Annotated in this window: 12 protein-coding genes and 1 pseudogene; 6 read left to right on the forward strand and 7 right to left on the reverse strand. The window is 63.5% G+C overall.

The features are described from left to right. Window positions 1–118: 118 nt before the first annotated feature. Window positions 119–2,158 (forward strand): ABC-F family ATP-binding cassette domain-containing protein, encoded by a 2,040-nt coding sequence (locus tag AC07ZH_RS06575; protein ID WP_495199048.1) that lies wholly within the window; start codon window positions 119–121, stop codon window positions 2,156–2,158. Between the two features lie 392 nt (window positions 2,159–2,550). Here the strand turns inward: AC07ZH_RS06575 and phbB are convergent, their stop codons facing one another. The 3 genes from phbB to phaC form a co-directional block, all read right to left on the reverse strand. Further along, window positions 2,551–3,288 carry an acetoacetyl-CoA reductase gene (gene phbB / locus AC07ZH_RS06580; protein ID WP_495199049.1) on the reverse strand — a complete coding sequence of 246 codons (738 nt, stop codon included), beginning with the start codon at window positions 3,286–3,288 and terminating at the stop codon, window positions 2,551–2,553. 135 nt (window positions 3,289–3,423) lie between these two features. Continuing rightward, window positions 3,424–4,602: an acetyl-CoA C-acetyltransferase gene (locus tag AC07ZH_RS06585; protein ID WP_495199050.1), complete on the reverse strand. Its 1,179-nt coding sequence runs from the start codon at window positions 4,600–4,602 to the stop codon at window positions 3,424–3,426. A 55-nt stretch (window positions 4,603–4,657) separates the two neighbouring features. Next, window positions 4,658–6,364, reverse strand: a complete 1,707-nt coding sequence (gene phaC / locus AC07ZH_RS06590) for a class I poly(R)-hydroxyalkanoic acid synthase (RefSeq protein ID WP_495199051.1) — start codon at window positions 6,362–6,364, stop codon at window positions 4,658–4,660. Between the two features lie 107 nt (window positions 6,365–6,471). Between phaC and AC07ZH_RS06595 the strand changes: the two genes are divergently transcribed. Then, on the forward strand, window positions 6,472–6,798 hold the full coding sequence (locus tag AC07ZH_RS06595; RefSeq protein ID WP_119107745.1) for a hypothetical protein: 327 nt from the start codon (window positions 6,472–6,474) through the stop codon (window positions 6,796–6,798). On the opposite strand, the gene pgeF is transcribed toward AC07ZH_RS06595, so the two are convergent. Beyond that, on the reverse strand, window positions 6,718–7,590 hold the full coding sequence (pgeF, locus tag AC07ZH_RS06600) for a peptidoglycan editing factor PgeF (RefSeq protein ID WP_495199052.1): 873 nt from the start codon (window positions 7,588–7,590) through the stop codon (window positions 6,718–6,720). The two genes, AC07ZH_RS06595 and pgeF, sit on opposite strands and share 81 nt — an antisense overlap. A gap of 65 nt (window positions 7,591–7,655) precedes the next feature. Between pgeF and AC07ZH_RS06605 the strand changes: the two genes are divergently transcribed. Continuing rightward, window positions 7,656–8,351 carry a fumarylacetoacetate hydrolase family protein gene (locus AC07ZH_RS06605; RefSeq protein ID WP_495199053.1) on the forward strand — a complete coding sequence of 232 codons (696 nt, stop codon included), beginning with the start codon at window positions 7,656–7,658 and terminating at the stop codon, window positions 8,349–8,351. 73 nt (window positions 8,352–8,424) lie between these two features. Then, entirely contained in the window at window positions 8,425–8,976 is a 552-nt protein-coding gene (locus tag AC07ZH_RS06610) for an NUDIX hydrolase (RefSeq protein ID WP_495199054.1), read from the forward strand. 34 nt (window positions 8,977–9,010) lie between these two features. On the opposite strand, the gene AC07ZH_RS06615 is transcribed toward AC07ZH_RS06610, so the two are convergent. Next, window positions 9,011–11,644 (reverse strand): penicillin-binding protein 1A, encoded by a 2,634-nt coding sequence (locus AC07ZH_RS06615; protein ID WP_495199055.1) that lies wholly within the window; start codon window positions 11,642–11,644, stop codon window positions 9,011–9,013. A 193-nt stretch (window positions 11,645–11,837) separates the two neighbouring features. Between AC07ZH_RS06615 and AC07ZH_RS06620 the strand changes: the two genes are divergently transcribed. Both AC07ZH_RS06620 and AC07ZH_RS06625 read left to right on the forward strand, forming a co-directional pair. Further along, entirely contained in the window at window positions 11,838–12,128 is a 291-nt protein-coding gene (locus AC07ZH_RS06620; RefSeq protein WP_495199056.1) for a DUF4160 domain-containing protein, read from the forward strand. Next, window positions 12,100–12,357 (forward strand): DUF2442 domain-containing protein, encoded by a 258-nt coding sequence (locus AC07ZH_RS06625; protein WP_495199057.1) that lies wholly within the window; start codon window positions 12,100–12,102, stop codon window positions 12,355–12,357. The genes AC07ZH_RS06620 and AC07ZH_RS06625 overlap by 29 nt, the downstream gene beginning before the upstream one ends. Here AC07ZH_RS06625 and AC07ZH_RS06630 read toward each other — a convergent pair. Together AC07ZH_RS06630 and AC07ZH_RS06635 are read right to left on the reverse strand one after the other, a co-directional pair. Continuing rightward, a pseudogene (locus tag AC07ZH_RS06630) lies at window positions 12,357–12,662 on the reverse strand (penicillin-binding protein); the annotation flags it as partial. The gene AC07ZH_RS06625 and the pseudogene AC07ZH_RS06630 overlap by 1 nt on opposite strands. A 263-nt stretch (window positions 12,663–12,925) precedes the next feature. Beyond that, window positions 12,926–14,477, reverse strand: a 1,552-nt coding sequence (locus tag AC07ZH_RS06635) for an AAA family ATPase (RefSeq protein WP_495199058.1), incomplete at its 5' end; no start/stop codon positions are given.

A 14,477-nucleotide genomic window follows, 5' to 3' on the forward strand; every position in this document is an offset into this window, starting at 1 on the left:
CCCCAGTGCCAAGCCCGTGCGCTGGCCAGGGCGGTGCGCCGTTTCCCACAGAGCGCCAACCTGCCCGTCCGGCCTTGCCGGACGCACGCGGGATAATCGCCCCAAGGTTTCCTATTTCATGATCACTCTCAAAAACGTCATTCTTCGCCGCGGCGCCAAGGTTCTGCTGGACCGCGTCAACGCCACCATCAACCCCGGCGAGCACGTCGGCCTTGTCGGCCGCAACGGGGCCGGCAAATCCAGTCTTTTTGCCCTGTTAAACGGCAACCTGCATGAGGATGGGGGCGATTTCTTCATCCCGACGCAATGGCGCATGTCGCAAGTGGCACAAGACATGCCAGAGACGGACGCGCCCGCCACCGACTTTGTGGTCGCTGGTGACACCCGGCTCATGGAAGTGCAGGCGCAGCTCGCCGCCGCCGAAGCCGCGGACGACGGCATGGCCATCGCGCACGCCTACACCGACCTGCACGACGCCGGTGCGCACGATTCGGTGCCGCGTGCGCAGGCGCTGATCCTTGGGCTGGGTTTCAAGGTGTCGGAACTGGACAAGCCGGTCAACAGCTTCTCCGGCGGCTGGCGCATGCGCCTGCAACTCGCCCGCGCGCTGATGTGCCCGAGCGACCTGCTGCTGCTCGATGAGCCCACCAACCACCTGGATCTGGACGCCCTCGTCTGGCTGGAAGCCTGGCTCAAGCGCTACGAAGGCACGATGATCGTCATCAGCCACGACCGCGAGTTCCTCGACGCCGTGACCAATGTGACCCTGCACATCGACCACGCGCAATTGACGCGCTACGGCGGCAACTACAGCAAATTTGAAGATTTGCGCGCCGAGCAGCTCGAACTCCAACAGTCCAGCTTTTCCAAGCAGCAGGACAAAATCGCCCATTTGCAGAAGTTCATCGCCCGCTTCAAGGCCAAGGCCAGCAAGGCCAAGCAGGCGCAAAGCCGGGTCAAGGCACTCGAGCGCATGGAGAAAATTGCGCCGGTGCTGGCCGACGCCGAATTCACCTTTGAATTCAAGGAGCCGGTCAACCTGCCCAACCCGATGCTGGCGATTACCGATGCATCGTTTGGCTACCTGGGCGAAGACGGCGTGGAAACCACGATTCTGAGCAAGGTCAGCCGCAGTGTGCTGGCCGGCCAGCGCATCGGCATTCTGGGCGCCAACGGCCAAGGCAAATCGACGCTGGTCAAGACGATTGCCCGCACCATGGCCCCGCTGGCCGGCACCATCACCGAGGGCAAAGGCCTGGCAATTGGGTACTTCGCCCAACAGGAGCTGGACGTGCTGCGCCCGCACGAGAACCCGCTGGAGCACATGATCCGCCTGGCCAAGGAAGCCGGCCCCAACAGCCGCGAACCCAGCCGCGAGCAGGATCTGCGCAGCTACCTGGGCAGCTTCAATTTCACCGGCGACATGGTCAAGCAAAACGTCGGCAGCATGAGCGGCGGCGAAAAGGCCCGCCTGGTGCTGGCCATGATCGTCTGGCAGCGCCCCAACCTGCTGCTGCTCGACGAGCCCACCAACCACCTCGATTTGGCCACGCGCGAGGCGCTGTCCATGGCGCTGAACGAATTCGAGGGCACCGTGATGCTGGTCAGCCACGACCGCGCCCTGCTGCGTGCCGTGTGCGACGAATTCTGGATGGTGGGGCGCGGCGCCGTGGGGCCGTTCGACGGCGACCTGGACGACTACCAACGCTACCTGCTCGACGAAGCCAAGCGCCAGCGCGAGCAGGCCAAGACCGAGGCGGCAACGGAAGCCATGGCCCCCAAAGCCCCTGTCGGCACTACAGAAAAGAGAGCTGTACCCGCAAGCGGGGCAAGCGCTGAAGCCAGAAAAGGCATTGAATTGGCGGCCAGCACGGCGCCCGACGCACGCGAGCAGCGCCGCCTGGCGGCAGAGGCCCGGGCGCAGTTGGCGCAGCAAGTACGCCCGCTCAAGCGCGAGCTTGAGCAGATCGACCAGCGCCTCGCCACACTGGAGGACCAGCGCGGTGCATTGGAAGCGCGGCTGGCCAGCCAGCCTACCCCGGCACAGATGGCCGAATGCGGCAGGCAGCTCAAGGCGGTGCTGGAAGAAACCCAGCGCCTGGAAGAGCGCTGGCTGGAGCTCTCTTCGGAACTGGAAGGGGCCGCGCAGGGAGGTTGAGCCGAGAAATCCAGGGCCCCAGCGCTTGCATGCAATCGACTGCCCGGGAGGTTTCAGGGGCTATCGCTTGCTGCACAAGCCTGGAAAGCTATGCATTGCATAGCGGTCATGCGAGGTTTTTCATGGGTTTTGCCCAGTTGCATTTTTTTGCGATCTGGGTGTCAACGGGGCGGGAAGCGGGGGCGTTGTAGGTCCATCTCAGGAGTTACCCCCCATGAACACCACCATCCACACTGCCCCATCTTGCTGGCCCGAAGACGAACGCGACCGCAAACGCGCACCCGCACGCTTCTGATCCACCTAGCCGAAGACGCTGCAGCCCGCCTGGCGCTTGCCGATTCAGGCACAAAAAACCCCGCCATTGCGGGGTTTTTTCATGGGCACGCAGCGCGTCAACCCATGTGCAGGCCGCCGTTGACCGAGAAATCAGCGCCCGTCGCGTAGCCGCCCTCTTCCGAAGCCAGCCAGGCGATGATGGAGGCAATCTCGCTCGGCTCGCCCAGGCGCTTGACCGGCACGGTCGCGACAATCTTCTCCAGCACATCGGGACGGATGGCCTTGACCATGTCCGTACCGATGTAGCCCGGGCTCACCGTATTGACCGTCACGCCCTTGGTTGCCATCTCCTGCGCCAGCGCCATGGAAAAACCATGCATCCCCGCCTTGGCGGCCGAATAGTTGGTTTGCCCGGCCTGGCCCTTCTCACCGTTCACGCTGCTGATATTGATGATGCGGCCCCAACCCTTTTCCACCATGTCGGCCACCACTTGCTTGGTGACGTTGAACATGCTGTTGAGGTTGGTTTCGATCACCGCATCCCAGTCTTCGCGCGACATTTTGAGGAACATGCGGTCGCGCGTGATGCCGGCGTTGTTCACCAGAACGTCAATACTGCCGTGCTCGGCCTTGGTCTTGGAAAACGCCTCGACCGTGGAATCCCAGTCGCCGACATTGCCTACCGAAGCGTAGAACGTGTAACCCTGATCTTTCTGCTCGGCAATCCACTTGGCGTGGTCGCGCGTGGGGCCGCAGCCGGCAATGACCGTGAAACCTTCCTTGTGCAGGCGCTGGCAAATGGCCGTTCCAATGCCGCCCATTCCGCCCGTGACGTACGCTACTTTCTGGCTCATATCTCATCTCCTCTTGGTAAATATCCGACGGGTACGCCTGTGACCACTCTAGTGGCGATCTGTGCCTTTGCCGTGCAGGTAAACACCAAGGTGCACGCTTTTTTTATGTCAGGACGTACCGTTGCTCGGGCTTGCTCAGCGCTCCAGTGCCAGCGCAACCCCCATGCCACCGCCGATGCACAGCGCGGCCAGCCCTTTCTTGGCATCGCGCCGCTGCATTTCGTGCAGCAGGGTGACGAGAATGCGACAGCCGGACGCACCAATCGGGTGGCCGATGGCAATGGCGCCGCCGTTCACATTGACCTTGGCGGGGTCGATGGCCAGTTCCTTGTTCACGGCGCAGGCCTGCGCGGCAAAGGCTTCGTTCAGCTCGAACAGATCGATATCCGCCGTGCTCCAGCCAGCACGCTGCAAGGCCTTGCGCATGGCCGACACCGGGCCCATGCCCATGATGGCCGGGTCCAGACCACTGGTGCCGTAGGCGGCAATGCGCGCCAAGGGCTTGAGACCAAGCGCAGCGGCCTTCTTGGCGCTCATGACCACCACGGCAGCGGCGCCGTCGTTGAGGCCCGAGGCATTGCCTGCCGTCACGCTGCCGGCCTTGTCGAACGCCGGGCGCAGGCCCGCCAGGGCTTCGGCATTGGTCTTGCGGTTGAGGTATTCGTCGGCGTTGAACACCACCGGGTCGCCCTTGCGCTGAGGGATGCTCACGCCGACGATTTCATCGACAAAACGGCCGGCGTCCTGGGCCGCAGCGGCCTTTTGCTGGCTGGCGAGCGCCAGCGCGTCCTGCATCTCGCGCGTGATGCCGTATTGCTTGGCAACATTTTCTGCGGTGATGCCCATGTGGACCTGGTTGTACACGTCCCACAGGCCATCGACGATCATGCTGTCGACCATCTTCCAGTCGCCCATGCGCTGGCCGTCGCGCGAACCGTTGAGCACGTGGGGCGAGAGGCTCATGCTTTCCTGGCCGCCAGCGACGACGATTTCGCTGTTGCCCGTGGCAACCGCCTGGGCCGCCAGCATCACGGCCTTGAGGCCGGAGCCGCAGACGGCGTTGATGGTCAGGCCGGGGGTTTCCTTGGCCACGCCCGCCTTCATCATCGCCTGGCGCGCCGGGTTCTGGCCGGCGCCAGCCGCAAGCACCTGGCCCATGATGACTTCGCCAATCTGGTCCAGGCCAACGCCGGCGCGGGAAATGGCTTCGCGGATGACGATGCTGCCCAGCTCCGTGGCCGGAATTTTGGCGAGCGAGCCGCCGAACTTGCCCACGGCGGTGCGGGCGGCAGAAACGATGACGATGTCTTCCATGGTTCTTCCTTGGGTTGAAATGCTGTCTAAAGGGTATTCAGTGGTCCATTGCACTTCAGGCTTTTTGCTTGACGTAACGGCCGGGCGCAGGCTCGATGGCCTTGAACTTCGTACCCTTGCCATAGCGCTTGGGTGCCGCGATCTGTTTGCCGGCGTGGCCGGCCAGCCAGTCGGACCAATCCTGCCACCAACTGCCCTTGTGTTCGGTGGCGCCTTCCAGCCAGGCGTCCAGCGTAGCGGGAAATTTGCCGTCGTCACGCGTCCAGTGCATGCGCTTGTTGGCCGCTGGCGGGTTAATGACGCCCGCGATGTGGCCCGACGCGCCCATGACGAAACGTTTCTTGCCCGGCAGCACCTGCGTGTTGGCATAGGCCGCGTTGATGGGCACGATGTGGTCTTCGCGCGAGCCGTAGATGTAGACCGGGAGCTTGAGTTTGCGCAAATCAAGCTTCTCGCCGCACACGGTCAGCTTGCCAGGCTTGATCAGGTTGTTTTCGAGATAGGTGTTGCGCAGGTACCAGGCATAGAACGGGCCCGGCAGGTTGGTGCTGTCGCTGTTCCAGTAGAGCAGGTCGAACGGCGGTGGCGTTTCGCCCTTGAGGTAGTTGCCCACCACGTAGTTCCAGACCAGGTCGTTGGGCCGCAGAAAGCTGAAGGTGGAAGCGAGGTCTTTCCCGCTCATCAGGCCACCGTTGCCCATTTGCAGTTCGCGCATGCGCACGAACCCTTCGCTGATGAAGACGTCCAGGATGCCGGTGTCGGTGAAATCAATGAGCGTGGTCAGGAAGGTGGCACTCGCCACGGGGTGCTCGCCGCGCGCGGCATGCACCCCCAGCGCATTCGAAAGGATGGTGCCGCCCACACAGAAGCCCAGAGCATTGACCTGGCTTGCGCCGGTGATCTGGCGCGTCACGTCGATGGCTTCCATGACGCCATGCTCGACGTAATCGTCCCAGGTCTTGTGCGCGAGCGATTCGTCGGGATTGCGCCAGCTCACGACAAAGGTGTGGTGGCCTTGCGCGACGCTGTAGCGAATGAGCGAGTTCTCGGGCTGGAGATCGAGAATGTAGAACTTGTTGATGCACGGCGGCACCAGTACGAAGGGCCGCTCGTACACCTTGTCGGTCAGCGGTTTGTACTCGATGAGCTGGAACAGGTCGTTCTCGTACACCACAGCGCCTTCGGTGGTGGCGACGTTGCGGCCAACCTCGAACAGGCTCTCGTCGGTCATCGACACATGGCCCTGGCGCAGGTCGTGCACCAGGTTGGCCATGCCCTTGGCAATGCTCTCGCCCTGGGTCTCGATGGCCTTGCGCTGCGCTTCGGCGTTGAAGGCCAGAAAGTTGCTGGGCGCCATGGCGGCAATCCATTGCTCGACGCCAAAGCGCACTTTGGCGCGGATTTTCTGGTTGCCCTCGATGGCGTCCGTCAGCCCCATGAGCGTGCGCGCATTGAGCAAATAGGCCGCGGCAGAAAATGCCGCTACCGGGTTGCTGGCCCAGCCTTCGCCCGCAAAGCGCTTGTCGGCGGGCGGCTGAGAAGCCTGCAAACCTTCCGCCCAGAGCTTGGCGGCCTCGTCCACATACTGCTTTTGCAGCGCCTGAAGTTTGTCGGGCGCCAGGTGTATCGAGGTGGCGACCTCTGCACCGGCCACCGCGGGCAATTCGATTTGCTCGAAAGCGTGCAGCACGCGCTGCCAGCTCTCACCGAAAATTTCCTGGAATTGCTGGGCGCTTTGGGCCCAGAGCGAATCGGAACTCATGCAGTTTCCTCCTGGGCATGCGCCGCCCGATGGAGCAGGCGCCCGGTTGCGCCCACCGCTGCTATCGTAACCTCCGATCCCTGTCCTTTTCTGACGTTGGAGTGCGTATGTACCTGGTAGTGATGGCTTGGCTGTATGTGGTGGTGCTGATGGCGGTGGCCGAGGCGACGAGCACAACCGGCAGCGTGCTCGGCGCCCTCATCACCTTGGTGCTTTATGGCCTGCTGCCGCTCTCCATCGTGGTCTACATCCTGGGAACGCCCGGCCGGCGGCGCAAGATCCATGCACGCGAGATGCAGGAGCGCGCTGCTGCCGCGCAGGCCATGACCGCGCCAAGCTCAGTTGCGCCAACCTCAGCCGAGCCAGATGCAGGCGGCCATGCGCCCGGTGCCGCCGCCCACGGCGCCGTCCCGCCGATGCGAGAAGAAACGTGACGGCTGGCTGAAGGTGCACCAGGCATCGCTGCCGTCGTTGCCATAGACCTGCGTGACACCCTGTGCCGCCAGGCGCTGGCGCGCCCGCGCCGGCAGGTTGGCCAGGAATTTGCCACCGCCCCGTGGGGCGAAATGCTGTTCGGCCGCGCCATCAAGGGCGCAAAAAGCGGCACGCACGTCGTCGCCCACTTCAAAGGCTTTCGGACCTATGCAGGGCCCCAGCCAAGCGAGCAAGTCATTGGCAGGCTTTGCTCTTGAATGTATAGCTGCCAGCGCATTTTCCCTATGCGCTAGCGGCCGAAAACACTCCAAAACCGACTCCAGCACTCCACCCGCCAGGCCGCGCCAACCAGCATGCGCGGCAGCGACCAGGCGCCCCAAACGGTCGGTGAAGAGCACCGGCAGGCAATCGGCCACCATGATGGTGCAGGCCAGGCCCGGCGCCTGCGCCCAGGCGGCATCGGCAGGCGTGCCATCGGGCAGCTCGGCACCAAGCGGCACTGCGCAGCTTCCATGCACCTGGTCGAGAAACACCGGCCGCGCGCCCGGCGTGATGGATTGCAGGGCCGCCACAAGGCGCGCGCGGTTGGCGAGCACCGCCTGCGCGGCGTCGCCCACGTGCAGGCCCAAATTCATGCTGGCGTAAGCCCCGGTGCTGCAGCCGCCCGCGCGTGTGGTGCACAGGGCTTGCACGTGCGCGGGCGCAGGCCAGTCGGGGCGCAACCAGTCGGCTGGCACACCAGACAAGGCCTGCGCGGACGCGTCGGCCGGGTGACAATGCGGGCTGTCCATCTTGGCGGTGAGTGTACCGACAGCCCCTCGCCGCCGCCCCGCGATCAACCTGTTGAAGGCCCTGCATGAGCTACGTCTTTCCCCCACCACCCACCAGCAGCGTTCCGGTGCTCGGCACCGAGGCGCGCTTTCCCGTCCACCGCATCTATTGCGTAGGCCGCAACTATGAAGAGCACGCCAAGGAAATGGGCTTCACCGGCCGCGAGCCGCCCTTCTTTTTCATGAAACCCGCCGACGCGCTGGTGCTGGCGGCCGGCGACGCGCCCGCCCTGCTGCCCTACCCCAGCCTGACGCACGACCTGCACCACGAGATCGAGCTGGTGGTCGCCATCGGCAAGGGCGGGCGCAACATTGCGGCAGCGGACGCGGCCAGCCACATCTTTGGCTACGCCGTGGGCCTGGACATGACGCGGCGCGACCTGCAAGGCGAGATGAAAAAGCAGGGCCGCCCCTGGTGCATCGGCAAAGGCTTTGACGCCAGCGCGCCCATCACCCCCATTACCCCAGCGGTGCAAGCAGGCGACGTGCAGCAGGCCGGCATTTGGCTGCAGGTCAATGGCGCGGACCGCCAGCGCAGCAACGTGGCGCAGCTGATCTGGAACGTTGGCGAGGTCATCGAGCACCTCTCCAAGGCCTGGGAGCTCGCGCCCGGCGACCTGATCTACACCGGCACCCCGGCTGGCGTGGGCGCCGTGCAGCGCGGCGACCTGCTCGAAGGCGGCGTCGATGGCCTCGCGCCACTGCGCCTGCGGGTGGCGTAAAGCAACTCACTTTTCAATAGCTGCACGCGCAGGTGGAATAAGCGCTGCCGGCCAATTTGTCCTTGAATTTCGCATGAGCCAGCACAGCCCCATCCAATACTGCCGCGATTGCGGCACGGCCGTGGCCTACCGCCTGCCCGACGACGGCGACACGCGCGAGCGCGCCATCTGCCCGAACTGTGGGCGCGTGCACTACGAAAATCCGCTCAACGTGGTGGGCACTGTTCCCGTGCTGCCCGATGGCCGCGTGCTGCTGTGCCTGCGTGCCATAGAGCCGCGCCGGGGCAAATGGACGCTGCCGGCTGGCTTCATGGAGCTGGGCGAAACCACGTCGCAGGGCGCCGCGCGCGAGACCGACGAGGAAGCCGGCGCGCAGATCGTGCTCGGGCCGCTGTTTGCCGTGCTCAACGTACAGCGCGTGGGCCAGGTGCATTTGTTCTACCGGGCCCACCTGTTGTCCGAGCGGCTGGACCCCGGCTTCGAAACCCTGGAGGCACGCTTTTTCACCGAGGACGAGGTGCCCTGGGACGAGCTGGCGTTTCGCACGGTGAAAGAAACCCTGGTGCGCTTCTTTGCCGACCGGCGCACGGGCAACTACGGTGTGCACTGCGTGGACATCGACTAGGGAGCCTCTGCAGTCAGAGCGTGTTTGCGATCTCTCAGGGCCGCGTTTCCACGAAAAACGGCACGTTGCCCTGCGCCGGAGCCGGCGCAGGCACCACCACACCGCGCTGCACCTGCATGGTGACCACCATGCCTGGCTGCGGCTGCGGCTGCGGCTGCGGCTGCGGCTGCGGCTGCGGCTGAGGCTGAGGCTGAGGCTGAGGCTGAGGCTGAGGCTGAGGCTGAGACTGCGGCGCAGGTGGCGTTGTCACCACAATGCCCGGCTGCGGCGCAGGGGCCATCTCCGGGCTCGCGGCCTCCGGCGGCTCGCCGTCTGTGACCGGCGGCAGAGGCTGCGCCCGGGGCGTCGCGTTTTCCAGCGGCACCAGCGGGGCTTCGGTGATCTCGGGCCGATCCGCTTCGGCGGGGGCCGGCGCGGCGGGCGCAGCAGGCGTGGTGCCGGGCGCCGGCACGGCGCCTGCGGTGCGGTCCGGGGCGTCCGGCCCGCCGGTGCGGCGGCCGAACAGGTCGTACACCCAGTTGCGCACGCCGGCCACGGCACTGCCCACCCAGTTGGACTCGTTCTCGTCGATGAAGCGCTGGTTGCCGTCGATCACCTTGGCGCGCAACGCCTGCTGGAACACCTCGCCCACCATGGGCAGCGCGCTGTGCGCGCCCTCGCCCCAGTAATCGCTGCGCAGGGTGATGCGCCCGTCGTTGAAGCCCACCCACGCGCCGGCCACGAGCTGCGGGTGCATCAGGATGAACCAGCCATCGGTGTTGTCCTGCGTGGTGCCGGTCTTGCCGGCCACGTCGGCGGTGATGCCGTAGCGGCTGCGGATGGCCACGCCCGTGCCCTTGTCCACCACGCCGCGCATGGCGTCGCGCAGTTCCTGGGCGGCCCTCAATCCCAGCACGCGCTCGGGCGCGGCGGGGGCGAAGTCTTCCAGCACCTTGCCGTTCTTGTCTTCGATGCGCGTGATGACCCGGGGCGCGCGGTAGCGGCCGGCGCTGGCGATGGCGCCGTAGGCCGCCACCATTTCCTTGAGCGTGACCGGGCTGGTGCCCAGCGCCAGCGAGGGCACCACGTCCAGCTTCGATTCGCGCACGCCCATGGCGCGTGCCAGTTGCGCCACGCGCAGCGGGCCCACCTCTTGCATGAGCTGCGCGGTGATGGTGTTCTTGGAATACGCCAGGCCGTCGCGCAGCGTCATCGGCATCTCGCTCGGCGGCTTGTTGCCGTCCGTGGGGCGCCAGACCTGCTTGTTGCCCAGCGGGATTTCCACGGCGGTGTCCATCAGCGTGTCGGTGGGCAGCAGGCCCTGCTCGAACGCGGCGCCGTACACAAAGGGTTTGAAGGTGGAGCCTGGCTGGCGGCGCGCGGCCTGCACGTGGTCGAACGGGTCTTGCGCGAAGTCGCGGCTGCCCACCCAGGCGCGCACATCGCCCGTGCGCGGGTCCATGGCCATGAAGCCGGCCTGCACACGCGTCTTGTCCTGGCGCAGCGTGCGCAGGAAGGCCGGGTCGCCCAGCAAGTCCTTCAGGGCGTCCTCGGGCGCCGCGCCCTGGGCCACGGCTGCTTCGTAGCGCGCCGATTCGCGCACCAGTTGCCGCACCAGCGGGCTCTTGGCGTTCCAGGCATTGCGCGCGGCCCAGGCCGAGTCGGCCACGCCCTGCAGCGCCCGGCCCTGGCGCGCGACAGCCTGGTTGGCGAGCTGCTGCAGGCGGTAATCGATGGTGGTGCGGATCACCAGGCCGTCGGCGTACAGGCTGTAGCCGTTGCGGTCGGCCCAGTCGATGAGCTGCTTGCGCAACTGCTGCGCCAGGTGCGGCGCGGGGCCGGCCGCCTCCACCTGGCGCTCGAAGCGGATGCGCAGCGGGCGCTTGGTAAGCGCGGCGTATTGCGCCTCGGTCAGCTTGCCGTGCTTCTTCATCTGCGCCAGCACGGTATTGCGCCTTTCTTGAGCACGCTCGGGGTTCAGCACCGGGTTGTAGTAGGCCGTGCCCTTGAGCATGCCGATGAGCGTGGCGCTCTCCAGCACGTTGAGCTGGTCGGCCGACTTGTCGAAATAGGTGCGCGCCGCCATCTCGATGCCGTAGGCGTTGTAGAGGAAGGGCACCGTGTTCAGGTAGGTCTCCAGGATCTCGTCCTTGGAGTACAGCGCCTCGATCTTCAGCGCCGTGATGGCCTCCTTGATCTTGCGCGTGAGCGTGGGCGCGCGGCCAATCTCCTCGGGGTACAGGTTGCGCGCCAGTTGCTGCGTGATGGTCGAGCCGCCCTGCTTGTCGCCCCCCAGCGTGCGCACCAGCGCCGACGCCGTGCGCCGCCAGTCCAGGCCCCAGTGCTGGTAAAAGCGGTGGTCCTCGGTGGCGATCAGCGCATCCACCACCGGCGGGGCAATCTCGCTGAGCGGCACCCAGGCGCGGTTCACCCAGCGGTATTCGGCCAGCAGCTTGCCATCGGCCGCGACGAGCTGCGCCGGCTGCTCCGTCTTGGCCTTGCGGATGTCGCTGATGGCGGGCGTGAACGGAATCAGCACCAGCACATACAACACCATCGCCAGCCCGGCGGCGATCAGCGCCCAGAGCAGGCTGTGCAGCGACAGCAGCTTGTCGGGCCGCTGCAGCACACGCGCCCACACCGGGCGCAGCGCGGCCCAGCGCGTGCGCAGGAAAGCAGGGAAAGACATGGGAATTTTAGTAAAAAGTGGCTCTAGCGCTTTAGGGATAAGCGCGAGCAGCTATCAAATTGGGAGTTTTGCAGGCGGGATGGTTTGGCTTGCAGACCGCCCATGGAGGGCGCGAGGTGCGCAGTTATACCGCCAATCGGCGGGAATTGCGGTTTGGGGTTGTAGCTGCGAAGACTGCCACGGGATGCGTAATATGCAACTGGTGCACATCCAGGCCGCTATCGGTGTTGGTTACAGTAACGCAATGGCACCTACTATTGTTCGTGACGGCCAATTTCGTCTCTTCTTTTTTTCGCGGGAGGAGACACGCATTCACGTGCATGTTTCACACGTAGACGGTGAAGCGAAATTCTGGCTTACACCACAGGTGGTTCTGGCCAACCATACTGGTCTTTCCGAGACGCAACTTCGACAAGCGCAAGCCGTTGTGAATGCACACCTGAAGGAGATCCAAGATGCCTGGAACCACCACTTTGGCAGCTGAAGTGACCCATATTTCGAAGCACGGTTTTTGGCTTCTGCTTGCCGACGAGGAACTGCTCGTTCCCTTCGAACAATTCCCCTGGTTCCGAAAGGGGACGATCGAACAGATTTCCGAAGTTCAGTGGCCGACCCCCGACCATCTTTACTGGCCGATGTTGGACATCGACTTATCGGTGCAGTCCATTCGAAATCCATCCTCATTTCCGCTGGTTTCAGGCGCAGCGGGCTAAACCACCGGCGGGGCAATCTCGGCGAGCGGCACCCAGGCGCGGTTCACCCAGCGGTATTCGGCCAACAGCTTGCCGTCAAACGCCACCAGCTGCGCCGGCTGCTCCGTCTTGGCCTTGCGGATGTCGCGGATGCCCGGCGTGAACGGAATCAGCACCAGCACATACAGCACCATCGCCAGCCCGGCGGCGATGAGCGCCCAGAGCAGGCTGTGCAGCGACAGCAGCTTTTCAGGCCGCTGCAGCACACGCGCCCACACCGGCCGCAGCGCGGCCCAGCGCGTGCGCAGGAAAGCAGAGAAAGACATGGGAATTTTGGTCAAAAGTGGCTCTAGCGCTTTAGGGATAAGCGCGAGCAGCTATCAAATTGGGAGTTTTGCAGGCGGGATGGAATGGCTTGCAGACCGCCCATGGAGGGCGCGAGGTGCGCAGTTATAACGCCAATCCTCGGGAATTGCGGTTTGGGGTTGTAGCGGCCGAGGCGGCGTCAAGCTGCTTGACACCGATGGGGCGTAGTACTGCTTTCGACCCAAAGCAGACATAGGTATCCGGACGAAAACCCTGTTGACCATCAAGTCGTCAGTTCAGGAAGGACGCCATGAATGGCTTGGCGAAGCCGGTCATCCCGCGTACTCTGGACAGCGCGCGTAACCCAGGCGCTAAAAACCTCGATTTTCCAGTTCCGTAAATGGGAGGATGCCAGCGCCAAGAGCGGTTTCTTGCGATCATAAACCGTCAGCAGGGCGGCCAGATCACCTGAGGCAACGGCGGCATCAATCTTCGCTTTTATCTCGGCGGCAATCGCAGTGACGTCTAATTCATTGGTTCGCGCAGTGTAACCGGCGGCAAGCTCTGCGACGGATTTCTCCTTCGAAAAATCTATCTGCTTCAACATTCTGTCAATACGCCGACGGCAATAGCTCAGGACGACCTCGTTCACATTTTTCTCATCCGACGCATCCGCGAGGATTGCAGTCTTCAGCGTGTCGAGTTTTCCTTCTAGCTCACTTCCATCAAGATCATTCATTTCAAGGATTGCACGCGACACTCTGGGCAGCAAAAGGAGGTTTTCGATCTCTGACACTGGAAGAATTTGGATACCCTTATCACCGAGAGTCGCACGGTCATCTTCATTGTGGCCGTCTGCGTCGACCAAACCAGCGCATTGGACCCGGGTAAATGCAGCGTTGTGCCGCATCGTCACAACCGAGTGAATAACTCCTTCGCATCCGCCGCGAGGTACGACTGTCCAACCCGGATAGCAGGCGCGGTAGAAAGCGAGATCGAGGCTATCTTGACCGCCTTCGACGAAAAGGACCGGCTTGCGGCTGCCAAGGATCAGCGTGATAAGTTCTTCACTAAAACCTTCAGCCTCGGGAACATCCTCGATTATCCAACCGTTGGCAGGAACATAGTTCCGCACTACATATTTCTTCCCGGCTCGTGAAGCCGCAAATTCAAGGTCATGCGTGATAAGGAGAAATGCGCAGTCGGGGCGCGTAGCTTCTAATTCATCCCATAGCCGACCAAGGATGGACCGATGGACATGAATTTCTGGCTCATCCATGATGAACACCGAGTTCGATTCGGCGACCAACGTCTGACCGATCAGGTAAAAGACTGCCTTTTCACCATCACTCATCTGCGTAATGCTGTACGGCTCGCATATTTTGTCATCCCCAACGAGAGAGACGGAAATATTGTCTGCCGTGACTTCTAGACGCCGAGTTGGCAGTACTCGATGGAATATCGCCTTCAACTTGCGCAAGAACGTATCGCCTTTCTCAATCGGACAGCCGTCTGCGGCAGCGTTATACGCCCTCACAGCAGTATTGGCCTGTTCAGCAAAGAGAACTTGGAGTAATGTGCCAGCGTCATCGAGAATGAAGCGAGGGTCTTTGTTTCCCCATCGCCTGACGTTACGTGACTGTTCAATACCGCCATATTCCTCCGGCTTGGCGTGACCATAACGGAGCCTACTTCGGGCAGACTGCTCGCTAGTCTTTTCGATCTCCGGATCTAGGGAAAGTCTGCATAAATCGGCTCCCGATGTGCTCGGCGAGCCGATGAGCTGAGAAAATCTGAGGCATGAAGCAAGCGGACCTTGGCCTGAACCTGACAAC

The sequence above is a fragment of the Simplicispira sp. GW247-4R2A genome (assembly GCF_059424465.1).